The 25,373-nt window shown below is 68.0% G+C and carries 17 protein-coding genes; 11 read left to right on the forward strand and 6 right to left on the reverse strand.

Annotation, left to right across the window (positions count from 1 at the left end):
* Window positions 1–31: 31 nt before the first annotated feature.
* From ACEN9H_RS07520 to ACEN9H_RS07550, 7 genes are all read left to right on the forward strand, one after another.
* Window positions 32–1,507 carry a sodium:solute symporter gene (locus ACEN9H_RS07520; RefSeq protein WP_413674269.1) on the forward strand — a complete coding sequence of 492 codons (1,476 nt, stop codon included), beginning with the start codon at window positions 32–34 and terminating at the stop codon, window positions 1,505–1,507.
* Window positions 1,508–1,518: 11 nt separating this feature from the next.
* Window positions 1,519–3,390 carry a signal peptide peptidase SppA gene (gene sppA, locus ACEN9H_RS07525; protein ID WP_413674270.1) on the forward strand — a complete coding sequence of 624 codons (1,872 nt, stop codon included), beginning with the start codon at window positions 1,519–1,521 and terminating at the stop codon, window positions 3,388–3,390.
* Between the two features lie 289 nt (window positions 3,391–3,679).
* Window positions 3,680–5,020 (forward strand): efflux RND transporter periplasmic adaptor subunit, encoded by a 1,341-nt coding sequence (locus tag ACEN9H_RS07530; RefSeq protein WP_413674271.1) that lies wholly within the window; start codon window positions 3,680–3,682, stop codon window positions 5,018–5,020.
* A gap of 148 nt (window positions 5,021–5,168) precedes the next feature.
* Entirely contained in the window at window positions 5,169–8,285 is a 3,117-nt protein-coding gene (locus tag ACEN9H_RS07535; RefSeq protein ID WP_413674272.1) for an efflux RND transporter permease subunit, read from the forward strand.
* On the forward strand, window positions 8,282–11,521 hold the full coding sequence (locus tag ACEN9H_RS07540; RefSeq protein ID WP_413674273.1) for an efflux RND transporter permease subunit: 3,240 nt from the start codon (window positions 8,282–8,284) through the stop codon (window positions 11,519–11,521). Before ACEN9H_RS07535 ends, ACEN9H_RS07540 begins: the two co-directional genes overlap by 4 nt.
* Before the next feature lie 8 nt (window positions 11,522–11,529).
* Window positions 11,530–12,960, forward strand: coding sequence for an efflux transporter outer membrane subunit (locus tag ACEN9H_RS07545; RefSeq protein WP_413674274.1), 1,431 nt, complete (start codon window positions 11,530–11,532; stop codon window positions 12,958–12,960).
* Between the two features lie 4 nt (window positions 12,961–12,964).
* Window positions 12,965–13,363 carry a hypothetical protein gene (locus ACEN9H_RS07550; RefSeq protein ID WP_413674275.1) on the forward strand — a complete coding sequence of 133 codons (399 nt, stop codon included), beginning with the start codon at window positions 12,965–12,967 and terminating at the stop codon, window positions 13,361–13,363.
* Window positions 13,364–13,574: 211 nt separating this feature from the next.
* On the opposite strand, the gene ACEN9H_RS07555 is transcribed toward ACEN9H_RS07550, so the two are convergent.
* Complete coding sequence (locus ACEN9H_RS07555) at window positions 13,575–14,570, reverse strand: bile acid:sodium symporter family protein (protein WP_413674276.1); 996 nt, start codon at window positions 14,568–14,570, stop codon at window positions 13,575–13,577.
* Here ACEN9H_RS07555 and ACEN9H_RS07560 point away from each other — a divergent pair.
* The 4 genes from ACEN9H_RS07560 to ACEN9H_RS07575 all read left to right on the forward strand — a co-directional run bounded on the left by ACEN9H_RS07560 (window position 14,569) and on the right by ACEN9H_RS07575 (window position 19,457).
* Window positions 14,569–14,736: a hypothetical protein gene (locus ACEN9H_RS07560; RefSeq protein WP_413674277.1), complete on the forward strand. Its 168-nt coding sequence runs from the start codon at window positions 14,569–14,571 to the stop codon at window positions 14,734–14,736. The two genes, ACEN9H_RS07555 and ACEN9H_RS07560, sit on opposite strands and share 2 nt — an antisense overlap.
* Before the next feature lie 50 nt (window positions 14,737–14,786).
* Window positions 14,787–16,505 (forward strand): rhamnogalacturonan lyase B N-terminal domain-containing protein, encoded by a 1,719-nt coding sequence (locus ACEN9H_RS07565; RefSeq protein WP_413674278.1) that lies wholly within the window; start codon window positions 14,787–14,789, stop codon window positions 16,503–16,505.
* Between the two features lie 11 nt (window positions 16,506–16,516).
* On the forward strand, window positions 16,517–17,173 hold the full coding sequence (locus ACEN9H_RS07570; RefSeq protein ID WP_413674279.1) for a hypothetical protein: 657 nt from the start codon (window positions 16,517–16,519) through the stop codon (window positions 17,171–17,173).
* Between the two features lie 145 nt (window positions 17,174–17,318).
* Complete coding sequence (locus tag ACEN9H_RS07575; protein ID WP_413674280.1) at window positions 17,319–19,457, forward strand: S46 family peptidase; 2,139 nt, start codon at window positions 17,319–17,321, stop codon at window positions 19,455–19,457.
* Window positions 19,458–19,461: 4 nt separating this feature from the next.
* On the opposite strand, the gene ACEN9H_RS07580 is transcribed toward ACEN9H_RS07575, so the two are convergent.
* From ACEN9H_RS07580 to ACEN9H_RS07600, 5 genes are read right to left on the reverse strand one after another with little or no spacing between them, the layout of a single operon-like run.
* Window positions 19,462–20,838, reverse strand: coding sequence for a sensor histidine kinase (locus ACEN9H_RS07580; protein ID WP_413674281.1), 1,377 nt, complete (start codon window positions 20,836–20,838; stop codon window positions 19,462–19,464).
* A complete protein-coding gene (locus ACEN9H_RS07585; RefSeq protein ID WP_413674282.1) occupies window positions 20,835–22,226 on the reverse strand; it encodes a sigma-54-dependent transcriptional regulator in 1,392 nt (463 codons plus the stop codon). Before ACEN9H_RS07585 ends, ACEN9H_RS07580 begins: the two co-directional genes overlap by 4 nt.
* Before the next feature lie 9 nt (window positions 22,227–22,235).
* Window positions 22,236–23,432 carry an ABC transporter permease gene (locus ACEN9H_RS07590; protein WP_413674283.1) on the reverse strand — a complete coding sequence of 399 codons (1,197 nt, stop codon included), beginning with the start codon at window positions 23,430–23,432 and terminating at the stop codon, window positions 22,236–22,238.
* On the reverse strand, window positions 23,432–24,685 hold the full coding sequence (locus tag ACEN9H_RS07595; protein WP_413674284.1) for an ABC transporter permease: 1,254 nt from the start codon (window positions 24,683–24,685) through the stop codon (window positions 23,432–23,434). Before ACEN9H_RS07595 ends, ACEN9H_RS07590 begins: the two co-directional genes overlap by 1 nt.
* Window positions 24,675–25,358, reverse strand: a complete 684-nt coding sequence (locus ACEN9H_RS07600; RefSeq protein WP_056330580.1) for an ABC transporter ATP-binding protein — start codon at window positions 25,356–25,358, stop codon at window positions 24,675–24,677. Before ACEN9H_RS07600 ends, ACEN9H_RS07595 begins: the two co-directional genes overlap by 11 nt.
* Between the last annotated feature and the right edge of the window lie 15 nt (window positions 25,359–25,373).

A 25,373-nucleotide genomic window follows, 5' to 3' on the forward strand; every position in this document is an offset into this window, starting at 1 on the left:
CCGGGCGATCAGATAACTTTTTGGATCCCCGATGTCCCCGGCTTTACTTTTCTGCATCCTCATCGCGTATTTCGCCCTGCTGCTCGGCGTCGCCTGGGCCACGGGGCGCGGTGCCAACAACGACAGTTTTTTCATCGGTAACAAGAGCAGCAACTGGATGCTCGTCGCGTTCGGCATGGTCGGCACCACGCTGTCCGGCGCCACCTTCATCAGCGTGCCTGGCGCAGTCGGGGCCGACGGCTTCGGCTATGCGCAAATCCTCATCGGCTACGTGATCGGCTACATCGCCGTCGTCTACCTGCTGCTGCCGCTGTACTACCGCCTCCGGTTGACCTCGATCTACCACTACCTCGACGTGCGCCTCGGCCGGCGCGCCTACCAGAGCGGCGCCGGGTTCTTCATCCTGTCGCGCCTGTTCGGCGCCACGGCCCGGCTGTACCTCGTCGTCGCGGTCCTGCAGACCATCATCCTCGACAGCCTCGGCGTCCCGTTCTGGCTCACGACCTTCGTCATCCTCGGCATGATCCTGCTGTACACGGTCCAGGGCGGCGTGAAGACCATCGTCTGGACCGATACGCTGCAGACGACGTGCATGCTGGCCGGCCTGTTCGCCTGCGTCGCGTTCATGCTGGGCCAGCTCGACCTGACGATCCCCGAGGCGTTGCGGCAGATGCAGGACAGGGGCCTCGCGCGCGTGTTCACGCACGACCCGGACAGCCCCGGCTACTGGCTCAAGCAGATCGTGGCCGGCGTCTTCATCGTGCTGACGATGACGGGCATGGACCAGGAAATGATGCAGAAGACGATCTCCGTGAAGACCCTGCAGGATTCGCAGAAGAACCTCTTGAGCCTCACGGCCGTGCTGGTCGTCGTGCTGTGCGCCTTCCTGTTCCTGGGCGGCCTGCTGTACCTGTACGCGCCCATCGCCGGCGTGACGGCGACGGGCGACAAGATCTTCCCGGCGGTCGTCATGGGCCACCTGCCCGCCGCGGTGCAGATCATCTTCCTGGTCGCGCTGGTCTCGGCGCTGTTCCCCAGTGCCGACGGCGCCATCACGGCGCTGACGTCCACGTTCTGCATCGACATCCTCGGCATCAAGCGCCGCACCGACCTGACGGAAAGGCAGCGCATGCGCGTGCGCCGCCACGTGCACCTCGCGTTCGCCGCGCTGTTCCTGGCCATGGTGCTCGTGTTCAAATGGGTGGACAATCCCAGCATGATCGTCGTCATCCTGAAACTGGCCAGCTATACATACGGACCCTTGCTCGGTCTGTTCGCCTTCGGCATGATGACGACGCGGACGCTGCACGACCGCCTCGTGCCCGTGGTGACCATAGTCGCGCCGGTCGTGTGCGCGCTGCTGGAGTATAACCAGCATGCGCTGCTGGGCAGTTACCGCCTCGGCCTCGAACTGCTGATCGTGAACGGCGCCCTCGTATTCGCCGGCCTGTTCGCGATCTCGCGCCGCGCCGAGCCGTCCGCACTGACCGAACCGAAACTCAACTAGCCGGAGCCTCAATGTCATTCAAGCCTTTCTCCTCCCTGCGCCGCGGCATCGGCGCGCTGTGGCGCGGCCTCGACGCCACCCGCCGCTTCGTGCTGAACCTCATCTTCCTGGTCATCCTGATCGCCTTCTTCTGGGCCCTGTTCGGCGGCGGCCTCAAGCCGCTGGCGCCCAAGACGGCACTCGTGCTCGACCTGAAGGGCGAACTGGTCGAGGAACGCGCGGGCAGCGTGCGCGATTCCGTCGTCGCTGGCCTGGCGGGCAACGGCCGCCGCCTCGTGCGCCTGCCGGACGTGCTGAAGGCGCTGGACGGCGCCGCGAAGGACAGCAACGTGAACGAAGTCCTCGTGCTGCTGGACGAGCTGGATGGCGGCGGTCTTGCTTCCGTGCGCGAGATCGGCGCGGGCATCGAGCGCGTGAAGGCGGCCGGCAAGCGCGTCGTCGTCTGGGGCGGCAACTTCGACCAGAAGCGCTACCTGATCGCCGCGCACGCCAGCGAGATCTACCTGCATCCGATGGGCATGGTGCTGATCGAAGGTTTCGGCCGCCACCGCAATTACTACCGCGACGCGCTGGACAAGGTCGGCGTCACCGTCAACCTGATGAAGGTCGGCACGTATAAAAGCTTCGCGGAGCCGTTCATCGGCAACGGCCCGTCGCAGGCCGCGCAGGAGGCGGACGCGTTCCTGTACAACGGCCTGTGGACCGCGTACACGGCCGAAGTCGAGAAGGCGCGCAAGCTGCCGGCCGGGTCGATCGCGAAAGGCATCGACGAGCTGCCGCAGCGCCTGCAGGCGGCCAACGGCAACGCGGCCAAGGTGGCGCTGGACTGGAAGCTGATCGATGGCGTCAAGACCCGCGACGAAGTGCGCGACATGTTCATCAAGCGCGGTGCGTACGACGACCGCATCAAGAGCTTCCGCCAGGTGAGCTTCGGCGACTACATGGCGCGCAATCCGGAGAAGCCGTTCGGCGACGCGGTCGCCGTGGTCGTCGCGGCCGGCGACATCACGGAAGGCACGGGCGGCCCCGGCATGGTCGGCGGCATCTCGACGGCGAACCTGATCCGCAGCGTGCGCGAGGATTCGTCGGTGAAGGCCGTCGTCCTGCGCGTCAATTCGCCGGGCGGCAGCGCCTACGGTTCGGAACTGATCCGGCGCGAGCTGGAACTGACGCGCGCGGCCGGCAAGCCCGTCGTCGTGTCGATGGGCGACGTGGCCGCGTCGGGCGGCTACTGGATCTCGATGGCGGCCGACGAAGTCATCGCCGACCCGTCCACCGTCACCGGCTCGATCGGCGTGTTCGCCATCCTCCCGACCGCGGACAAGGTCGTCGACAAACTCGGCATCCACACGGCCGGCGTGACGACCACGTGGCTCGCGGACGCCTACAATCCGCTGCGCCCCCTCGATCCGCGCTTCGGCCAGCTGATCCAGTCGAGCATCAACCACGTGTACGACGAGTTCACGACCAAGGCCGCCATCGCGCGCAAGACGACGCCGGCCAAGATCGACGAAGTGGGCCAGGGCCGCGTGTGGACGGGCACGCAGGCCAAGGAACGCGGCCTCGTCGACCGCCTGGGCAGCTACGGCGACGCGCTGCGCTCGGCCGCCAAGCGCGCCAGGCTGGGCGACGATTTCCGCGTCATGTATGCCGAGCAGCCGACCACGCTGGCCGAGCGCGTGCTCGAGCGCATGGGCCTGTCGAATGCGCAGATCCTGAACGTGCAAGTGAAGCTGGGCCTGCTGCCGGTCGACCTCGGCGCGGCCGCGCTGGGCGGCAACGCGACGGCGGGCATCACCAGGGACCTCGGCTGGCTGTCGGCCGTCGCGGACCGCAAACAGCCGTTCGCGGCCGTCACGCACTGCCTGTGCGGGGTGCCCTGAACCTTTCCGGAGCGTTAATCTTTGTAACAGCATGTAGTCGGGCAACCATACACAGCAAAACGGGCGCGGGAATCTTCCCGCGCCCGTTTTGTTTCGATCTCCCCGCATGTAGGCGGCTTTGGTGTAAAGCGATGTAAAGATGCAACTATCCACGCCCGCGCACGTCGCCCGCTCACCAGGCTGAACGATTGGCTGTCCGTACGTTACGAAACATAAAGTCCTTCTCGGGCGTGCTACATTCAAGGGAACTTTTATTGTGCTTTTGAACACTCGGCCACCAGGGATCAGCATGGATTCGACCGTCACACCCGACAAGAATAAAACCCCGACCCAACCCAAGCGCTCGCGCCGCACCCGCATCATCGGGATCCTCATCGCCATCGTCGCGATGGGCGGCCTGGGCTGGCTCGCCTGGCACCTCGTGCACCAGCAGCCGCAGGGCGCGCCCGGCGGCGCGGGCAGGCAGGGCGCGGGCGGACCAGGGGCGGGCCGCGGTGGTCCGGGCGGCGGGCGCGGCATGCCGGCAACGACGGTCGGCGTCGGCAAGGCCGAGCATGCCGACATCCCGATCGTGCTGGACGCCCTCGGCACCGTGACCCCGGCCGCCGTCGCGACCGTGCGGCCGCAGGTCGGCGGCGTGCTGCAGAAGATCCTGTTCACGGAAGGCCAGCTCGTCAAGCAGGGCCAGGTGCTGGCGACCATCGACCCGCGCCCGTCCCAGATGGCGCTGCTGCAGGCGACGGGCCAGCGCCAGCGCGACGAGGCCCAGCTCGAATCGGCCAAGGTCACCCTGGGCCGCTACCAGACGCTGCTCCAGCAGGACTCGATCGCGCGCCAGGACGTCGATACGCAGGCGGCCCTCGTGAAACAGCTGCAGGGCGCCGTCACGACCGACAAGGCGGCCGAAGGCATCGCCCAGATCAACCTCGGCTACACGCAGGTGCGCGCGCCGATCGCCGGCCGCGTGGGCCTGCGCACGGTGGACATCGGCAACCTGGTGGCCAGCAGCGACGCGAACGGCATCGCGGTCATCACCCAGCAATCGCCGATCGACGTCGAATTCGCCGTGCCGCAGGATCACCTGCCCGCGATCCAGGAGCGCATCAACGCGAACGCCACGCTGCCCGCGACGGCGCTGGACCGCACCCGCACGCGCGAGCTGGCGCAGGGCCGCTTCATGGCGCTGGACAACCAGGTCGACACCTCGACCGGCACCGTCAAGGCCAAGGCCCGCTTCGGCAACGAGGCCTCCAAGCTGTTCCCCAACCAGTTCGTGAACGTCCGCCTGCAGGTGAACGTCATCAAGAACGCGATCACGGTGCCGGTGACGGCATTGCGCCACGGCGCCAACGGCGACTACGTCTACGTGCTGGATCCGCAGACCCGCACGGTGAAGCTGACGAACGTGAAGCGGGGCGAGGAGGATGCCGAGCGCGTCGAGATCACGAGCGGCCTGAAAGGCGGCGAGACCGTCATCACGGAAGGCGCCGACCGCCTGAAGGATGGCGCGAAGGTGACGCTGCCGGGCGAGCATCCGGCGCGCGGCGCCGGTGCCGCTGGCGCGAAGCAGGGCCAGGGCCAGGGTGGCCAGCACCGCCGCCGCCAGCAGCAGGAAGGGGCGGCACAATGATGTCGTTCGCAGTCGCCGGGGCCCGCGCCACCAGCACGTCGTTCCCGCGCAGGCGGGAACCCAAGTACTGCTCGCACCGCGTCGGCTCGAAAAACTTAGGCCCCGGCCTGCGCCGGGGCGACGGTCTCGCGTGTGACGGAGATGTTCGATGAGCCCATCCGCACCGTTCATCCGCCGCCCCGTCGCCACGTCGCTGCTGATGCTGGCGATCGTGCTGGCGGGCCTCGTCGGCTATAAATTCCTGCCGCTGTCCGCGCTGCCGCAGGTCGACTTCCCGACGATCCAGGTGCAGACGCTGTACCCGGGCGCGAGTCCGGAAGTGATGGCGCGCACCGTGACGGCGCCGCTGGAACGCCAGTTCGGCCAGATGTCGGGCCTGGCGCGCATGAGTTCCAACAGCGCGGCCGGCGTCTCCGTGATCACCCTGCAGTTCACGCTTGGGCAGACGCTCGACGTGGCCGAGCAGGAAGTGCAGGCCGCGATCAATGCCGGCGGCTCGCTGCTGCCGACCGACCTGCCGGCGCCGCCCGTCTACGCCAAGGTCAACCCGGCCGACGCGCCCGTGCTGACGCTCGCCATCACGTCCGATTCGATGCCGCTGACGGAGGTGCAGAACCTCGTCAACACGCGGCTCGCGCTGAAGATCAGCCAGGTGACGGGCGTGGGCCTCGTCACCCTGCAGGGCGGCCAGCGTCCGGCCGTGCGCATCCAGGCCAACACCGAGGCGCTCGCCGCCAACGGCCTCGGTCTGGACACGCTGCGCACCGCGATCACGAACGCCAACGCCAACAGCGCCAAGGGCAGCTTCGACGGCCCGCTGCGCGCCTACACCATCAATGCCAACGACCAGCTGGTGACGGTGCCCGACTACACGAATCTGATCGTCGCGTACAAGAACGGCGCGCCCGTGCGCCTGGGCGACGTGGCGAAGGTCGTCGACAGCGCGGAAAACGTCAAGCTGGGCGCATGGGCGAATATGAAGCCGGCGATCATCCTGAACGTGCAGCGCCAGCCGGGCGCCAACGTGATCGCCACCGTGGACGCCATCAAGCAGCGCCTGCCCGAGCTGCAGGCCAGCCTGCCGCAGAGCATCCACATGGACGTGCTGTCGGACCGCACGAACGGCATCCGCGCTTCCGTCGAACACGTGCAGATCGAGCTCGTGCTGGCCGTCGTCCTCGTCGTGCTCGTGATCTTCGCGTTCCTGCACAGCATTCGCGCCACCGTGATCGCGAGCCTCGCGGTGCCGATCTCGCTCGTCGGCACGTTCGGCATCATGTACCTGCTCGGGTACAGCCTGAACAACCTGTCGCTGATGGCGCTGACGATCGCAACGGGCTTCGTCGTCGACGATGCCATCGTCATGATCGAGAACATCTCGCGCTACATCGAGGAAGGCGAGAAGCCGATGGACGCCGCGCTGAAGGGCGCCACGCAGATCGGCTTCACCATCATCTCGCTGACCGTGTCGCTGATCGCCGTGCTGATCCCGCTGCTGTTCATGGGCGACGTCGTGGGCCGGCTGTTCCGCGAGTTCGCCGTGTCGCTCGCCATCACGATCCTGATCTCGGCCGTCGTGTCGCTGACGCTCGTGCCGATGATGTCGGCCCGCTGGCTCAAGCAGCACGACAAGTCGCACGAAACCCCATTCGCCCGCAAGTTCCAGTCGTTCTTCGACTGGACCGTCGGCCACTACGACCGCGGCCTGAACTGGGTCCTCGCGCGCCAGGGCCTGACCCTGCTGGTCGCGCTGGGGACGCTCGTGCTGACGGCGATCCTGTGGACGTTCATCCCGAAAAGCCTGTTCCCCACGCAGGACACGGGCCAGCTGCAGGCGCGCGTGGAAGCGCGCCAGGCGATCTCGTACAGTTCGATGGCCGAGATGCAGCAGGCCGCGGCGCGCGAGATCCTGGCCGACCCGGACGTCGAATCGCTCGCGTCGACCGTGGGCGTGGACGCCGCCAATAACACGATGCTCCACACGGGCACCATGCTGATCAACCTGAAGGCGAAGCACGACGACCAGCAGGACGTCATGAACCGCCTGCGCCGCCGCGTGGCGCAGAACGTGGCCGGCGTCACGCTGTACCTGCAGCCGACCCAGGACCTCACCATCGACGCCGAGACGGGACCGACCCAGTACCGCCTGTCGATCGAGGGCGCGGACACGAAGACGGTGACGGAGTGGGCGAAGAAGATGGTCGACGCGATGGCGCGCCGCAAGGAGCTGGCGAACGTCGTCACGGACGCGGGCGCCACCGGCGCGGCCGCCTACGTCAACATCGATCGCGACAGCGCGTCGCGCCTGTCCGTGACGGCGTCGAACGTCGACGACGCGTTGTACAGCGCGTTCGGCCAGCGCATCGTGTCGACCATCTTCACGGAGACGAACCAGTACCGCGTCATCCTGGAAGCGCAGCAGGACGACAAGATGTCGCTCGACGCGCTGTCGGACCTGCAGCTGCGCACGGGCTCCGGTGCGCCGACGCCGCTGTCCGCGATCGCCTCCATCACGGAGCAGGCCGCGCCGCTGCAGATCACGCACGTGGCGCAATACCCGGCGACGACCATCGGTTTCGACACCGCGTCCGGCATCAAGCTGGGCACCGCCGTCGCCGCGATCAAGGAAGTCGCGCAGGAGATCGGCCTGCCGGGCTCCGTGACCATGACGTTCCTCGGCGCGTCCGGCGCGTACCAGGCGTCGCTGTCGAACCAGCTGTGGCTGATCCTCGCGGCCGTCGTCTGCGTGTACATCGTGCTGGGGGTGCTGTACGAGAGCTACATCCACCCGCTGACCATCCTGTCGACCCTGCCGTCGGCCGGCGTCGGCGCGCTGCTGGCGCTGGGGATCACGGGACAGGGCCTCGGCGTCATCGGCATCATCGGCATCATCCTCCTGATCGGCATCGTGAAGAAGAACGCGATCATGATGATCGACTTCGCCATCGAGGCCGAGCGCGACGAGGGCAAGGACCCGCGGACGGCGATCCACCAGGCCGCGATGCTGCGCTTCCGTCCGATCATCATGACGACGCTGGCGGCGCTGTTCGCCGCCATCCCGCTGATGCTCGGCTGGGGCGAGGGCGCCGAGCTGCGCCGGCCGCTGGGCCTCGCGATCTTCGGCGGCCTGATCGTCAGCCAGCTGCTCACGCTGTTCACGACGCCCGTCATCTACCTCGCGTTCGACCGCCTCGCGCGGCGCTGGAGCGGCGCGGAACCCGCCAAACCAGGCGGCGCGGTGAAACCCGGCGGAGCGGGCGCATGAGTCTCTCGCAGCCGTTCATCAAGCGGCCCATCGCGACGGTGCTGCTGACCATCGGCATCGCGCTGGCGGGCATCGGCGCGTTCTTCGTGCTGCCCGTGTCGCCGCTGCCGCAGGTCGACTTCCCGGCGATCTCCGTGTCGGCCAACCTGCCGGGCGGCAGTCCGGACACGATGGCGACGTCGGTCGCCACGCCGCTGGAACGGCGGCTGGGCGTGATCGCGGGCGTCAACGAGATGACGTCCAGCAGCGGCAACGGCTCCACCCGCATCAACCTGCAGTTCGACCTGACGCGCCAGATCGATTCCGCCGCGCGCGAAGTGCAGGCCGCGATCAACGCGGCGCGCGCCGACCTGCCGGCCACCCTGCGCAGCAATCCGACGTACCGCAAGGCCAATCCGTCCGACGCGCCCGTGATCATCCTGGCGCTGACGTCGAAGACGCGTTCGCCCGGCCAGATCTACGACGACGTGTCGAACGTCGTGCAGCAAAAGCTCGCGCAGGTAAAGGGCGTGGGCGACGTGGAGATCGGCGGCGGCTCGCTGCCGGCCGTGCGCGTCGACCTGAACCCGTACCAGCTGAACCAGTACGGCCTGTCGACCGAGGACGTGCGCGCCGCCATCCAGGCGACGAATGCCAACCGGCCGAAGGGCGCGCTGGAAGGACAGGGCATGCGCCTGCAGATCTATTCGCAGGCGAACACGCCGACCAATGGCCGCACGGCGGCCGACTACAAGGGCCTCGTCGTCGCATGGCGCAACGGTTCCGCCATCCGCCTGCAGGACGTCGCCACGGTCTGGGACGGTGTCGAGAACATCAACACGCTGGGCCTGTTCAACGGCCAGCCCGCCGTGATCGTGCTGGTGACGAGCCAGCCGGGCGCCAACGTCATCGAGACCGTGGACGGCGTGCGCGCGCTGCTGCCGCAGCTGCAGGCCCAGTTGCCGCAGGACGTGCGCATGCAGGTCGCGTCGGACCGCACCAATTCCATCCGCGCGTCGCTGCACGAGATCGAGATGACGTTGATGATCTCGATCCTGCTCGTCGTGCTCGTGGTCTCCGTGTTCCTGCGCAGCGTGCGCGCGACCGTCGTGCCGGCCGTGGCGACCGTCGTCTCGCTGCTGGGCACCTTCGGCGTGATGTATTTGCTGGGCTTCTCCCTGAACAACCTGTCGCTGATGGCGCTCACGGTGGCGACGGGATTCGTCGTCGACGACGCCATCGTCGTACTGGAAAACACGAGCCGCCACGTCGAGCAGGGCATGGACCGCATGAAGGCGGCGCTGCTGGGCGCGCAGGAAGTGGGCTTCACGGTGCTGTCCATCAGCCTGTCGCTCGTGGCCGTGTTCATCCCGCTGCTGTTCATGGGCGGCCAGGTGGGCCGGCTGTTCCGCGAATTCGCCGTCACGCTGTCGGCCGCCGTGATGATCTCGCTCGTGATCTCGCTGACGACGACGCCGATGCTGTGCGCGATGCTGCTGAAACCGGGCCAGACGCTGCACGACCACGTGGGCCGCAAGCAGGGACGCCTCGCGCGCTGGGCCGAGCGGGCCTTCGACGGCGTGCTGAAGTCGTACGAGCACGCGCTCGACTGGGCGCTCGACATGAAGCCGCTCGTGATGCTGATCCTCGTGTTCGTCGTCGGCCTGAACGTGTATCTGTTCTCGGCCGCGCCGAAAGGCTTTTTCCCGCAGCAGGACACGGGCCAGGTCAATGGCGGCCTGCGCGCGGACCAGAGCATCTCGTTCCAGGCCATGCAGGGCAAGCTGCGCCAGCTCGTGAACATCATCAAGAGCGATCCGGCCGTCGACACCGTCGTCGGCTTCACGGGCGGCTCGCGCGCGGGCGGCGGCTTCATGTTCCTGAATTTGAAACCCGTCGACGAACGCGCCAAGGGCGAGAGCGGCCAGGCCGTGATCGCGCGCCTGCGGCCGAAGCTCGCGCAGGTGACGGGTGTGCAGCTGTTCCTGAACCCCGTGCAGGACCTGCGCATGGGCGGGCGCCAGTCGAACTCCACCTACCAGTACACCTTGAAAAGCGACAACCGCGCCGACCTGAAAACGTGGGCGACGAAGCTGGCGGACGCGATGAAGGGGCAGAAGGCGCTGACCGACGTCGACACCGACCAGGCGGACAACGGCGTCGAGACCTATGTCGACATCGACAAGCAGACGGCCGCGCGCCTCGGCATCAGCGCGAAGGACATCGACAACGCGCTGTACGACGCGTTCGGCCAGCGCCAGGTCGCCAACATCTACGACGAGTTGAACCAGTACCACGTGATCATGGGCGTCGCGCAGCAGTATGCGCGCTCGCCGGCCGCGCTGGACGACGTGTATGTGCCGGCGAAGAACTCGCCCACGGCGGCCGCCGGCACGCCCGCCGCGCCCGCAAACCTGACGGCCGCGCGCGATCCGTCCGGCGGCGCGGCGCTGTCGTCGTCCGCCACCACGATGGTGCCGCTGTCCGCCATCGCCCATTTCGCGGAGCGCTCGACGCCGAGCTCAGTCAACCACCAGGACGGCGAGCTGGCGACGACGATCTCGTTCAACCTCGCGCAGGGCTTTTCGCTGTCGGAAGCGCAGCAGGCGGTCAAGCAGGCGGAGGCCGACATCGGCATGCCGACCAATGTGCGCGGCAGCTTCCAGGGCCAGGCCAAGCAGGCGCAGGAATCGAACCAGCAGCAGCCGCTGCTGATCCTCGCCGCCATCGTCGTCATCTACATCGTTCTCGGCATCCTGTACGAAAGCCTGGTGCATCCGATCACGGTGCTGTCGACGTTGCCGTCGGCCGGCGTGGGCGCCGTGCTGGCGCTGCTGCTGTTCCACATGGAGTTTTCCATCATCGCGCTGATCGGCGTGTTCCTCCTGATCGGCATCGTGAAAAAGAATGCGATCCTGATCATCGACTTCGCGCTGGAAGCGGAGCGCGCGCGCGGCCTGTCGGCCACGGAGGCCGTACGCGAGGCGTGCCTGCTGCGCTTCCGCCCGATCCTGATGACGACCCTGGCGGCGGCGCTGGGCGCGCTGCCGCTGGCGATCGGCTTCGGCGAGGGCTCCGAGCTGCGCCAGCCGCTGGGCATCGCCATCATCGGCGGCCTGGTCGCGAGCCAGCTCCTGACGCTGCTGACCACGCCCGTCGTCTACGTCTACCTCGACAAGCTCCGCCGCCGCAACGCGGACGAGCACCACCTGGTCCGCCATCCGCTGGAGGACCAGCCCACGACTTCCCAGCCATGAACCGAACCATGCGATCTACCACGACCATTCGTCCGCTGATCTCCGCGTTGCTCGCCGCCGCCGTGCTGTCCGGCTGCGCGCTCGCGCCCACGTACGAGCGCCCGGCGACGCCGCAGCCGGCAGCGTTCAAGGAGCTGCAAGGCTGGGCGCCCGCCGCGCCGGCAGATGCGCTCGACCGCGGTCCATGGTGGACCCTGTTCGACGACCCCGTGCTCGATGGCCTGGTGCGCCAGGTCGAGGTCAGCAACCAGAACGTGGCGGCGGCCGTCGCCGCGTACAGCCAGGCGCGCGCCGTCGTCGCGCAGCAGCGCGCGGCGCTGTTCCCGACCGTGACGCTGACCGGGGGCGCGAACCGGAACGGCAACGGCGGTGGCAACGACAACAACAATGGCCGCACGTCGAACAGCTTCCGCCTGAACATCGGATCGAGCTGGGAGCCGGACGTGTGGGGGCGCCTGCGCGCGGGCATCTCCGCGGCGCAGGCCAATGCCCAGGCCAGCGCGGCCGACCTCGCGTCGGCACGCCTGTCCGCGCAGGGCGAACTGGCGGCCGACTATTTTTCGCTGCGCTCCGTCGACGCCCAGCGCGCGCTGCTGGCCACGACCATCGAAGGCTACCAGCGCGTGCTGAAGATCACGCAGAACCGCTTCGACGTGGGCATCGTGCCGCACTCGGACGTCTACCAGGCCCAGACCCAGCTCGCCAGCGCGCAGAGCGACGACCTCACGCTGGCCCGCCAGCGCGCGCAGCTGGAGCACGCGATCGCGGTCCTCGTCGGCAAGGCGCCGGCCGACTTCGCGCTGGCGCCGGCGCCGTGGACAGTGACGGTGCCGGACGTGCCGGTGGGCGTGCCGTCCACGCTGCTGGAGCGCCGGCCCGACATCGCCGTGTCCGAACGCGCGGTGGCCGCGGCCAACGCGCAGATCGGACTCGTGCGCGCCGCCTACTTCCCGCAGATCGGCCTCACGGCGTCGTACGGCCCGTCCGCCAGCGCCATCGGCGACCTGTTCAAGGCATCGAGCATGGCGTGGGCACTGGGCCTGTCGGCCACCGAGACGATCTTCAACGGCGGCGCCAACCGCGCGGCGGTGCAGGGGGCCGACGCGGCGCGCGAGCAGGCCGTCGCGCGCTACCGCCAGACCGTGCTGGATGCCTTCGCCGACGTCGAGGACCAGTTGAACGCCACGCGCGTGCTGGCGCAGCAGCAGGAACTGCAGCGCCAGGCATCGGCGGCGGCGGACAAGGTCGAGGAGCAGGTGCTGAACCGCTACAAGGCCGGCCAGGTGAGTTATTCGGAAGTGGTGCAGGCCCAGGTGACGGCCCTGAACGCGCGCCGCGCGCTCGTGCAGACGCAGGGTAACCGGCAGACGACGGCCGTGGCGCTGATCCAGTCGCTGGGCGGCGGCTGGCACGCGGACCAGCTTACCGCGCAGGAGTAACACCATGCCCGCATGGAGCGCCCTGTACCTCGCCGGCGATGTCGCGCTGTCGGTCTGGATGCTGCGCCACGACTTCCGCCGCCGCGGCCGCGCGGCCGTCGTCGCGACGGCCGAACTGCTGGGCAGCGTGAGCCTCGCGCTGCCGGCGCTCGCCTACCTCGACACGGATTTCGCGGCGCTGCTGAACGATGCGACGCTGTGGTCGTTGTTCGCGCTCGGGATGGTGGCGCTGGCAAGCTTCGGCTGGCGCGACATCCGCGCGAGCCTGCATGATCCGCGCACGGCCTGGCTGCCGCCGCGCCGGCGCTGGCTCATCACGGCGCTGGGCCCCGGCATGATGCTCGCAGCCGCGCTCCCCGAAGTGTGGTGGGGCGGCCTGGCGCTGGCGCACGTGCCCCAATAAATTCGGGGTCAGCAATAAATTCGGGGTCAGAGCACATTTCGCCAAAAATTCGGGGTCAGAGCACTTTTTGGCGCAAGTTCTCCTGCGAATGAATTATCGCCCTTCGTGGGGCCGGAAGTCGGGAGCCTGGCTGCCGACATGTACATTTTGCGCCAAACCGAAATGTGCTCTGACCCCGAATTTGGCGAAAAATGTGCTCTGACCCCGAATTTCAGGAGCGTTTTTCGCGGCCCCATTTCTGGGCCAGCACCGCGCAGACCATCAGCTGGATCTGGTGGAACAGCATCACGGGCAGGATGACCATGCCCAGCGCGCTCGGCGCGAACAGCACCTTGGCCATCGGCACGCCGCTCGCGAGACTCTTTTTGGAGCCGCAGAACACGATGGTGATCTCGTCCTCGCGGCTGAAGCCCAGGCGTCGGCTCGTCCACGTGGCGAGGCCCAGCGCGATCGCCAGCATCACGCAGCTGATGACGACGAGCGCAACGAGCGATTCCCCCGACAGCTTGTGCCACAGGCCTTCGTTGACGGATTCGGAAAACGCCGTGTAGACGACCAGCAGGATAGAGCCCTGGTCGACGATCTTCAGCATCGGCTTGTGGCTGTCCACCCATTTGCCGATCCACGGACGCAGGAATTGCCCGGCCAGGAAAGGCAGCAGCAGCTGCTCGACGATGGTGATCACGGCGTCCAGCGACGAGCCGCCCGCCGCGCCTTGCACGATGAGGGTCGACACGAGCAGCGGCGTGACGAAGATGCCGACGAAATTCGACGCCGACGCGCTGCACACGGCCGCCGCCACGTTCCCGCGCGCCATCGACGTGAACGCGATCGACGACTGCACGGTGGAGGGCAGGGTGCACAGGAACAGGATGCCCACGTACAGCTCGGGCGTGACGACGTTGCCTGCCAGCGGCTTCAGGGCGAGACCCAGCAGCGGGAACATGACGAAGGTCGACGCGAGCACCAGCAGGTGCAGGCGCCAGTGCGTCATGCCGGCGACGATCGCTTCGCGCGACAGCTTCGCGCCGTGCAGGAAGAACAACAGGCCGATGGCGACGGTGGTGACCTTGCCGAGGACGACGGCCGTCGCGCCCGCGCACGGCAGCACGCTCGCGAGGGCGACGGTGCACAGCAGCAGGATGGTGAAGGTGTCGATCGACAGGCGGCGGAGGAGGGCGGAAACGGGTGCGAGGAGACTGGGCATGGTGATGGTCGGCGAGAAGCTCCGGACGGCGCCGGACCCGCCATTCTATCTGCATCTGCCGGCCTCCGCTCAAGCGCGTGATTCTTTGCGTGGCAAGCATTCCACGCCGTTGACCCGCCGCGTGCAGCCCGTCAATACTGATGTGCAAACCCGGGTGCGTACATAGTTGACAATCGGGACCGACGTCCCGACAAACCGACAAACAGGAGACAGACGATGCACATGTATATGCGCAGGACCGCTTTCGCCTCGACGTTATGCCTGCTGGCCGCCGGCTGCGGCGACGCCGGCAACACCGCCGCCGCCGGCGCCACCCGGACGCTCGCGACCGTCGCCACGGCATCCGCGTTCGGCCTCACGCAGGATGCCAGTTTCTACACGATCGACACCGGCGCGGGCCTCGTTTTCAAGGTGCGGCGCCTCGACAACGGCGTCAGCACGCAGTCGGCCGGCGACGTCGCGTCGCTGGTCTACAACGGCGTCGAGTACCAGGACCAGGGCCGCGGCACGCAGGTCAATTCCGGCTTCGACTACCTGTACAAGGGCATCTCCGCCGTGGACGTGAACGCGGAGACGATCGGCAGCGACGTCGTCAAGGTGACCGTGCAGGCGGGCGGCCTCACTCACTACTACATCGCGCGCCGCGGCGAGGCGAAGATCTATATGGGGACGTATTTCACGAGCGAGCCCGATACGCTGAACCTCGCGCGCTTCATCGTGCGCGTGCCGATCGCGCGGCTGCCCAACGGCCCGGCGCCGTCCGACCTGCGCGGCACCAGCGGGGCGATCGAAGCGAGCGACGTCTTCGGCATGCCGAACGGCGAAACGCGCTCCAAGCACTACTCGAACATGCGCCTGAAGGACTGGCAGTTCATCGGCGCGACGGGGACCAATGTCGGCCTGTGGATCGTCCGTGACAACAACGAGGGCAATTCGGGCGGCCCGTTCTACCGCAGCCTGCTGAACCAGGCCACGGCGACGAACCAGGAGATCACCTACATCATCAACTACGGCGAGGGCCAGACGGAGCCGCTGCGCACGAAGATCCTCAACACGTACACGATGGTGTTCAACGACGGTTCCGCACCGGCACCGGTGGACACGTCCTGGCTCGGCACCCTCGGCCTCACGGGGTGGGTGGGACCGGAAGCACGCGGTGCGGTGAGCGGGGCGGCCATCACGGGCCGCGATCCGCGCTTCGCCTACACGGTCGGCTTCGCGAATGCGACGGCCCAGTACTGGACGGCGGCCGATGCCACGGACGGCCATTTCGCCAGCACCGGCATGATCCCCGGGACCTATACGATGAAGGTCTACAAGAACGAGCTGGCGGTCGACACGCGCACGGTGACGGTCGGCGCGGGCGCCACGACGGACGCGGGCTCCGTCGCCGTGACGGGCGATCCGGGCAGCGCGGCCGCGCTCTGGCGCATCGGCGAGTGGGACGGCACGCCGGCGGAATTCATCAACGGCGGCAAGGTCGCGACGATGCATCCGTCCGACGTGCGCATGGCGTCGTGGACGCCGGGCGATTACGTGGTCGGCACGTCGACACCGGCGACCGGCTTCCCCGCGTATCAGTGGAAGGACGTGAACGGCACGCTGACCGTGCGCTTCAACCTGCGCGCGAGCCAGATCGTGCCGCTGCGGCTGCGCGTCGGCATCACGGACGCCTTCGCGGGCGGACGGCCCAAGGCGCAGGTGAACGGCTGGGTGTCGGCGAATCCGCCCGCTTCCACGCAGCCGTCGTCGCGCACGCTGACGGTCGGCACCTACCGCGGCAACAACACGATGTATTCGTTCGACATCCCTGCCACCGAACTGGTCGTAGGCCAGAACGTGCTGACGCTGACGGCGATCAGCGGCTCCAGCGGCATCCGCTTCCTGAGCCCCGGCTACAGCTACGACGCGCTCGACCTGATTCCCGCCCCATGATGGAGACGACCATGCATTTCAAGAACCGCCTGCTGTGCGCCGCCGCGCTAACCCTGGTCGCGCAATGGGCCGGCGCCGCCGTGCTGCAGACCCTCGGTGCCGGCACGGCCGTCGGCACCGTCACCAACGCGGCGCACTTCGACCTGAACACGGCGCTCGCCAACGACTGGGTCGAGGACGGCCTGCTGTTCCACGCGAGCGGCTACGGCGCCAACAACGGCTGCGGCTATGCGGGGGTGGACTGCTACGACGCGGTGTCCGACCTGAGCCCCGCATTCTCCGGCAACTACCTCGCCACGTCCGGCACGAACGCGTACATCAGCGTGCGCCGCGCGGACGGCGCGGATATCCACCGGATCGAGTTCGCGGCCGGCAGCGGCTACCAGTCCCTGAACGGCTACTGGGCCACGTATGCGGATGGCCAGCGCACCGGCAGCGGCAACTTCAGCTCTCCGCGCGGCGCGATCCTGGGACTCGTCGACGGGAACGGCTTCGACGAGGTGCGCTACTTCGCCTTCTCGACCGCGAACCGGCAGGCGGGCTACAGCGCGCCCGCGCTGGACGAGGTGCGCGTCGGCCTGCCGGAGCCGGCGTCGCCGGCGTTGTGCGCGGCCGCGCTGGCGGGGATGGCGGCAGCGCTGCGACGACGCAAACGTAAATACGCCTGATCGGCGGAATTGCGGGATGTGGCGTCCGCGCGACGCCGTTATGGGGTCTGTACATACTCTCCCAGGGCGAATCGTGACAATTTTGTTTCCGGAACAAGACGGCTAGACGATATACTCGTGTTTGCTTTTTTTCGCGAGGTTTGTCTTGTTCAAATCCGTCGTCCTTCCCGTCGCCCTGCTGGGGGCGCGCGCCGGTGCGCTCGCCGACGAGGGCCAGTGGCAGCCGCACCAGCTGCCGCAGCTGAAATCCGAGCTGAAACGCATCGGCATCACGATTCCGGCCGAGCGTCTCGCCGACCTGTCGAAACACCCGATGAGCGCCATCGTGGCGACGCCGGGCTGCTCGGCGTCGTTCGTGTCGCCGGACGGTCTCGTCGTCACGAACCACCACTGCGGCTACGGCGCGATCCAGCGCAACTCGACCCCGGAACACAATTACATCGCCAACGGCTTCCTCGCGAAGACGCGTGCGGAGGAACTGCCGGGCGGTCCGAACACGGTCGTCTACGTGACGGAGAAGGTCGAGAACGTGACGGACCGCGTCCTGAAGGGCCTCGGTGCCGGCATGTCGGGCAAGGAGCGCCACGAGCAGGTCGGGGCGCGCATCAAGGCGCTGATCGCGGAGTGCGAGAGCGACAAGGCCTACCGCTGCGCGGTCCCCGCGTTCAACCGCGGCGGCGAGTACTACCGCATCAAGCAGCTGCTGATCCGCGACGTGCGCCTCGTCTACGCGCCCGCGAACAGCGTGGGCGACTTCGGCGGCGACATCGACAACTACGAGTTCCCGCGCCACGTCGGCGACTTCTCCTTCCTGCGCGCGTACGTCGGCAAGGATGGCCGTCCCGCCGATCCGTCGCCGGACAACGTGCCGTACAAATCGAAGAGCTTCCTCGTCGTCTCGGCCGAAGGCCTGAAGGCGGGCGACCCGATCCTGCTGGCCGGCTACCCGGGCCGCACGAGCCGCTACAAGCTGCCGGCCGAGATCCGCTTCGCGCGCGACGTCGACTATCCGGCCAAGGTGGCATCGATCACGGCCGACCTGTCGGTCATCGCGGCCGCCACGATGGGCAACCCGGACTACACCGTCCGCTACGCGAGCGTGGCGAAGAGCCTGAACAACGTGCTGAAAAAGACGCGCGGCCTGCTGGACGGCTTCGCGCGCAAGGACATCGCTTCCATCAAGGATGCGCAGGACGCCGAATTCCGCACGTGGTACAAGCAACACGGCACTGGACCGAGGAATTTGCTGGCCGACCTCGACGCCGCCATCGCCGCCGACATGGCGACGACGCAGCAGGAGACCGCATGGCTCGAGGCGACGCACAGCGACCTGCTGAAGAGCGCGCGCACCCTGTACCGCCTGGCGCTGGAACACCAGAAGCCGGACGCGCAGCGCGAAGCGGGCTTCCAGGACCGCGACGTCTCGTTCATCAAGGCGCGCCTGGCCCGCCTCGAGCAATCGTTCGTGCCCAGCGTCGACCAGGCCCGCTGGCAGTCCGCGCTGGTCCGCTACGGCAAGATCGACACGAAGGTGCGGCCGCACGGGCTGGACGGGCTGCTGCCCGCGCAGAACGCGCTGGCCCCGCTGTACAAGGGCACGGAGCTGGGCGACACGGCGAAGCGCCTGGCCTGGATCGGCAAGGACGCGGACGCGTTCCGCAAATCGAACGACCCGTTCATCCAGCTGGCCGTGCACCTGCACGACGTCGGCCTCGCGCTGGAAGAGCGCCGCAAGGAAGTCGACGGCAACCTGGAACGCGTCGTCCCGCTGTACATGGATGCCGTCGTGGCCTGGAAGAAGTCGCAGGGCAAGCCGGTCTACCCGGACGCCAACGGCACCTTGCGCGTGACCTACGGCACCGTGGCGCCGTACAGCCCGCGCGACGGCATCGTCAAGGGACCGTTCACCACCGTCGAAGGCATCCTCGAAAAGCAGACGGGCAAGGCGCCGTTCGACGCGCCGAATGCGCTGCTGCAGGCGATCCGCGACAAGCGCTACGGCCAGTTCCGGGATCCGGCGCTGGGCACGGTGCCGGTGAACTTCCTGTCGAGCGCCGACACGACGGGCGGCAATTCCGGTTCCGCCGTGATGAACAAGCGCGGAGAACTGGTCGGCCTGAACTTCGATTCGACCTACGAGTCGATCACGAAGGACTGGTACTTCGATCCGGTGATCACGCGCGCGATCCACGTCGACATCCGCTACATGCTGTGGGTGATGAAGGAGGTCGACCATGCGGACAACCTGCTGAAGGAAATGACGATCAAGTACCCGAAGGGGTAATGCGTCACGGCGCCGGGAACCAGATGTCGAACCGCGTCTCTCCCGGCGCTCCCGGTGCCAGCGAATACGTGCACCCGTGCCGCTGCAGCACCTCGCGCACGAACATCAATCCGATCCCCTGGCCGCCCTTTCTCGTCGTGAAGAACGGCGTGAACAGCGGCCGCGCCGGTCCGCTGGCCAGCAGGTTGCCCGAGTCGACGACCGACAGCCGCACGCGCCGGCCTTCGTCCGCCAGTTCCAGCCTGATCGCGCCGCTCGATTGACCGGCCGCCTCGATCGCTTCCATCGCATTCTTGACGATGTTCATGAGGGCCTGCTCGATCAGCTGCGCATCCAGCGCGAGCGGCGCGACGGCATCGCAGCGGTGCCAGTCCAGCGCGATGCCGCGGCTGCCGCATTGTTCGCGGTTCAGCCACAGGATGTCGTCGACGACGGCTTTCAAATCCGTCGGGCGCGGTTCCGGCGGCGGCATCTTGACGACCTTCGTGAAGCGGTCGATGAATTCGCCGAGGCTCGCATTGCGGCGCTTGACGGCGACGATGGCCGTCGCGAAGTCGCCCGCGTCCCGTTCGTGCAGCTGGTCGCGGTAGTACAGCAGCGAGTCGAGCACGGAGCCCGTCGCGGCCACCGTGTTGTTGACTTCATGCGCCAGCACGCGGATCAGGCGTGCGTACGTGGCCCGCTCCGAGTCTTCCAGTTCCGCCGTCAGTTCCTCGACCATGATGAAGTGGCGCGCAAAGCCGCGGTCGTAGAACTGGCCGCGCTGGGCGCGGTAGCGGCGGCCGTCCGGGTCCGTCAGCAGGCGCGATTCGCCCAGCGGCAGGGCGTCCAGCTGCGCGGCGAGCTGGCGGCCGCGCGCGTGTCCGCGCGCGTCGAGGTGTCGCGCGAATCCGGCGGCGCCGTCGGCCCAGGCGGACAAGCGCTTGCCCTCGGGCCGGTCCAGGCCGAGCAGTTCGCCCGCGCTCGCGTTCACGAGGCTGATCGCGCCGTCGAAGTCGAACACGAGGACGGCGACCGGCGTCGCTTCCAGCAGGCGGTCGAGGAAGCCCTGCTGCTCGCCGATCGCGAGGCGTTCGCGGTGCAGCGCGGCCAGCATCGTGTTGAACGTGTCCACGAGGTCGTCCAGTTCGCGCGACGCGGGCGCGGCCAGGCGGTTGGCGTAGTGCTGGTCCTGCAGCAGCTCATGGAAGCGGCGCGTGTAGCCGAGCGGTTCCAGCGCCTGGCGCACGAGCCGCCAGCCCAGGCCCAGGCTCGCGAGCAGCAGGCCTTCCGCGCCGACGAACAGCAACGGCCGCGCGGGCAGCAGCAGGGCGGCGCAGCCGAACAGCGGCACGTGCAGCGCGAGGATGTACGTGCCGAGGCGCGGGCGCAGCCGCATCATGCGGCGCCGTCCGCGCCGGCGAGGCCGTGGCGTTCCAGCCTGCGGTACAGCGCCGTGCGCGACAGGCCCAGGGCCTTCGCCACGCGCGAGATGTTGCCCGCGTGCTGGCGCAGCGCCTGTTCGATCATCAGGCGTTCGACCTGGTCCAGCGTCATGCCGTCGACGCCGAGCCGGCCGCCGGACACGCCTTCGTCGACGGCGCTCGTCGCGAGGAAGTCGGCTTGCGTGAGCACGTCCTTGCCGGCCAGGAGGAGGGTGCGTTCCAGCGTCTGCTTCAGCTGGCGGATGTTGCCGGGCCACGGCTGCGCCGCGAGCCAGTCCAGCGCCTGCGGGGCGAGGGCGACGGCTCGCAGGCCGTAGCTGTCGGCGACATGCTCCACGATATGGCGCGCGAGCAGCGGGATGTCGCTGCGCCGCTCGCGCAGCGGCGGCAGGCGGATCGTGATCAGGTTCAGGCGATAGAATAGGTCTTCGCGGAAGTCGCCGGCGGCGACGAGCTCCGCCAGTTCACGGTTGGTGGCCGAGATCACGCGCACGTCGGCCTGCTCCGCGCGGCTCGCGCCGACGGGCTGGTAGCGCTGGTCCTGCAGCACGCGCAGCAGTTTCACTTGGTCGCCGCGGTTCAGTTCTCCGATCTCGTCGAGGAACAGCGTGCCGCCGTCGGCGCTGGCGATATGGCCCTTGCGGTTGTCGCGCGCATCCGTGAACGCGCCGCGCACGTGGCCGAACATCTCGCTTTCGAACAGCGACGTCGTGATGGCGCCCATGTTGATCTTGACGATAGGCGCAGCCCGGCGCGGACTGTTGCGGTGGATGGCGTCGGCGATCAACTCCTTGCCGGTGCCGCTCTCGCCGAGGATCAGCACCGGGGCGCGCGTGGCCGCGACCTGCGCGATCGTCTCCAGCACTTTCAGCAGCTTCGGGTGCGCGCCGACGATGGCAGTGAAGTCATACCTGGCATCGAGCGCGGCGCGCGTGCGGCTGCTTGCTGCCGGCGGCGTGCCGAGATCGAGCGTCGCTTCGATCAGGTCGACCAGTTGGGCGTTGTCCCAGGGCTTGGTGAAAAAGTTCGCGGCGCCCGCCTTCACGCCGCGCACGGCCAGCGCGATCGAGCCCCAGGCCGTCATCAACAGCACGGGCAGCGCCGGATGCGCGGCCTTGGTGCGCGCGAGCAGGTCGAGGCCTTCCTCGCCGCTCGTCTGCAGCGAGAAATTCATGTCCTGCAGGACGAGGTCGAATGGCGTTGCATCGAGTTGCGCCAGCGCCTCGCGCGGCCCGTCCGCGCATGCCGCGTCGAAGCCGGCCTGCTTGAGGAGCAGGGCCAGCGAGACCTGGACGGCGTGGTCGTCGTCGACGATCAGTACGCGCCGCCTGCGTTGTGGTTCCATGTCAGCCTTTTATTCGTAGTGCAGTGCCGCGGCCGGATCGAGGCGGCTCGCGCGCCAGCCGGGGTAGAGCGAGCACGCCAAGGATAGCAGATAGATAACGGCCATCGACAGCCCCACGGCGCCGGCGAACACGGACCAGTTCAAGGTGTCGCCCAGCGCGCCGGTGAGCGGCAGCTGCACGAGCAGCACGAGGCCGACGCCCATCGCCAGGGATCCGATGAGCAGCTGTTCGAGGACGATCTGGCGGTAGATGTCGGCGGCGCGCGCGCCGATCGCGCGGCGCAGGCCGATCTCGGGGATCCGGCGCGTCGTGTTCTGCCACAGCACGCCGAACAGGCCGAAGGCGACCATGACCAGCATGAACGACGCGATCACGCCCGCCACGGCCAGCGGTATGAGCTGCTCCTTCAGCAGCGAGGCGCGCAGCGATTGCAGCGGCGCGATCTGGTAGCCCCAATCGTTGCGGACCGCCTTGAGCCGCTCGTTCAGCTTGGCCTCGAAGCCGCGCGGCGTGCCGGGCGCGACGCGCAGCAGGATCGTGCGCACGCGCGAATCGGTCGTGTGCGGCGTGAACCGCATGAGGACGAAGTTCGTCGGCACCATCAGCGGGCCCTGGTTGCGGAACGCGTCCACGATGCCGATCACGCGGAAGGTGCGCGTGACGCCGTAGTCGGTGCTCGTGTAGCGCTGGCCCAGCGCCGGCCGGCCCGGGAACATCTCGGCGGCCACACGCCGGTTCACGACCGCGGGCCGCGCGTCCTGGCCGTCGTCGGCGGCGCCGAACCAGCGCCCGGCCACGAGCCGCATGCCGAGCACCTCCGGCAGGTCGTCGCCCGCTTCGATGGTATTGGTCTGCACGGCGGCGCCGGTCTGCGGCGACGCGAACGTCGTGGTCCACGTCGAGCGGGTGTAGGGCGCATAGCTGGCAAAGGTCACGGCGCGCACCTCCGGCAGTTCGAGCAGGCTGCGGCGCATGGTGTCGTAGACGTCCGGCGCGATGGAATTGGGCGGCGCTTCGCCCATCTGCATTTGCACGGACCACGTGTCGGTGCCGTCGAAGCCGACCGGCTGGCGGTACAGCTGCCAGTAGCGCAGCCCGAACGCGGCGATGCCGAACACGATGACGAAGGCGAGCAGGATCTCGAGGCTCAGCATGAGGTTCCTGGACTTGCGCTTCCAGGTCAGTCGCAACAGGTGGCGCAGCATCACGCGGCTCCTTTCAGGGCATGGACGGGATCGAGGCGCGACATCTTCCACGCGGGGATCGCGCCGGACAGCAGGCCGAACACGAAGGCGAGCAGCATGCCGCAGCCGAACACGGTCGGGTTGATGTGGACTTCCAGGTAGGGGATCAGCTGCGATGCTTCGAGCCACCACAGCACACCCTGGGCGCAGGCCAGGCCGAGCAGGCCGCCGGCGAGGCACAGCAGCACGTTCTCGACGACGAGCTGGCCCGCGAGCTGCAGGCTGGTGGCGCCGAAGGCCTTGCGCACGCCGATCTCCGCGCTGCGTTCCATGATGCGGCCCATGTTCAGGTTGACGAGGTTCAGCGCGGGCAGCAGCATGAACACAAGCATGCCGCCCGCGATCATCGCCAGGAGCCGGCTCCCGCCGGAATCGACATGACTCTCCCGGCCCTGCAATGCGCGGGCGACGACATCGAGCTTCGTATCGGCCCAGAACGTCGTCTTGCCGAAGATCTTGTCGCCGACCGGCTGGATGGTCTTCGCAACCCGTTCGACGTCGGCGCGGACGCGCGGCAGGTCGGCGGGCGAGCGCGCCAGCAGCAGCGCGGCGAACATGCCCGTGTATTCGTCGCGGTAGTTCGACGACGGGAACGTCGACAGGGGCGCCCAGATGTCCGCGTACGCGTTGATGTGGATGACGTCCGCGACGACGCCGATGATCTCGAACACCTGGCCGTTCACGCTGATCCGTCGGCCGACCGCGGCGGCCCCGGGGAACAGCTGGCGCGCCGTCGTCGCGTTGACGACGGCCACCATGCGGCCCAGGCGGTCGTCGTCCTCGTCCGGCAGGCGGCCAGCCAGCAGCTTGAATTGCATGATCTTCCAGTAGTTCGCGTCGACGCGGCGCATGTCGAGCCGGCTCACGCGGTCGCCCTGGTAGACCGAGACCTCGCTCGTCGTCGTGATGGCGGAGACGCGCTCCACGCTCGTCAATGGCATGAGGTAGCGCGAGATCGTCTTGTAGCCCAGCAGGCCGGTGCGCAGGCCGGTGGGCAGGCCCTTGTCGTTGACGCTCTCGCTGCGCATGCCGTACACCTGCAGCAGGCGGTCACTCCGGCCTTCCACGCCGGTCGGCCAGAACGCCGTGTCGAGCAGGGCGCTGATCACCATCAGCACGACGAGCGTGAGCACGATGCACGCGAGGTTGATGGCCGTGAACAGCTTGCGGCGCATGAAGACCTTGTAGGCGGTCAGCAGGTAGTTACGCAGCATGGAGATGCTCCGGCTGGACGAGCTGGCCGTCGAACACGCGCACGATGCGGCCGACCTGCGACGCCTCGCGCTCGTCGTGCGTGACCATCACGATGGTCGTGCCTTCCGCGTTCAGTTTCAGCAGGATGTCCATGATCTCGGCGCCCATCCGGCTGTCCAGGTTCCCCGTCGGCTCGTCCGCGAGCAGCACGTGCGGCTGGCCGACGATGGCACGCGCGATCGCCACGCGCTGCTGCTGGCCGCCGGACAGCTGGTTCGGGTAGTGGTCCATGCGCGCGGACAGGCCCACGCGGGCGAGCGCCTCGCGCGCGAGCCGGCGCCGCTCGCCGCCGGACACGCTGCGGTAGAGCAGGGGCAGTTCCACGTTGTCGATCACGCGCAGGTCCTGGATCAGGTGGAAGCTTTGGAAGATGAAGCCGAACGTCTGGTTGCGCAGCTTCGCGAGCTGGCGGTCGGCGTAGCGCTTGATCGGAATGCCGTCCACGTCGATCGCGCCCTGGCTGGGCCGGTCGAGCAGGCCGATGAGGTTCAGCAGGGTGCTCTTGCCGCAGCCGCTGGGGCCCATCAGCGCGACGAATTCGCCGCGCTCGACGACGAGGTCGATGTCTTTCAGGGCCAGCGTTTCCACCTTGTCGGTGCGGTAGGTCTTGCTGACCTGGTTCAGTCTGATCATGGTGTCCTCTCGTTT

Origin of the sequence: Massilia cellulosiltytica, from assembly GCF_047325105.1 — a bacterium.
GTDB classification, from domain to species: Bacteria; Pseudomonadota; Gammaproteobacteria; order Burkholderiales; family Burkholderiaceae_D; genus Telluria; species Telluria orientalis.

Coding starts and splice junctions, on each gene's coding strand:
- ACEN9H_RS07540 (WP_413674273.1), top strand. CDS start 8,282: ATGAGTCTCTCGCAGCCGTTCATCAAGCGGCCCATCGCGACGGTGCTG.
- ACEN9H_RS07555 (WP_413674276.1), bottom strand. CDS start 14,570: ATGCCCAGTCTCCTCGCACCCGTTTCCGCCCTCCTCCGCCGCCTGTCG.
- ACEN9H_RS07565 (WP_413674278.1), top strand. CDS start 14,787: ATGCACATGTATATGCGCAGGACCGCTTTCGCCTCGACGTTATGCCTG.
- ACEN9H_RS07585 (WP_413674282.1), bottom strand. CDS start 22,226: ATGGAACCACAACGCAGGCGGCGCGTACTGATCGTCGACGACGACCAC.
- ACEN9H_RS07535 (WP_413674272.1), top strand. CDS start 5,169: ATGAGCCCATCCGCACCGTTCATCCGCCGCCCCGTCGCCACGTCGCTG.
- ACEN9H_RS07600 (WP_056330580.1), bottom strand. CDS start 25,358: ATGATCAGACTGAACCAGGTCAGCAAGACCTACCGCACCGACAAGGTG.
- ACEN9H_RS07580 (WP_413674281.1), bottom strand. CDS start 20,838: ATGATGCGGCTGCGCCCGCGCCTCGGCACGTACATCCTCGCGCTGCAC.
- ACEN9H_RS07570 (WP_413674279.1), top strand. CDS start 16,517: ATGCATTTCAAGAACCGCCTGCTGTGCGCCGCCGCGCTAACCCTGGTC.
- ACEN9H_RS07530 (WP_413674271.1), top strand. CDS start 3,680: ATGGATTCGACCGTCACACCCGACAAGAATAAAACCCCGACCCAACCC.
- sppA (WP_413674270.1), top strand. CDS start 1,519: ATGTCATTCAAGCCTTTCTCCTCCCTGCGCCGCGGCATCGGCGCGCTG.
- ACEN9H_RS07550 (WP_413674275.1), top strand. CDS start 12,965: ATGCCCGCATGGAGCGCCCTGTACCTCGCCGGCGATGTCGCGCTGTCG.
- ACEN9H_RS07545 (WP_413674274.1), top strand. CDS start 11,530: ATGCGATCTACCACGACCATTCGTCCGCTGATCTCCGCGTTGCTCGCC.
- ACEN9H_RS07595 (WP_413674284.1), bottom strand. CDS start 24,685: ATGCTGCGTAACTACCTGCTGACCGCCTACAAGGTCTTCATGCGCCGC.
- ACEN9H_RS07560 (WP_413674277.1), top strand. CDS start 14,569: ATGGTGATGGTCGGCGAGAAGCTCCGGACGGCGCCGGACCCGCCATTC.
- ACEN9H_RS07590 (WP_413674283.1), bottom strand. CDS start 23,432: ATGCTGCGCCACCTGTTGCGACTGACCTGGAAGCGCAAGTCCAGGAAC.
- ACEN9H_RS07520 (WP_413674269.1), top strand. CDS start 32: ATGTCCCCGGCTTTACTTTTCTGCATCCTCATCGCGTATTTCGCCCTG.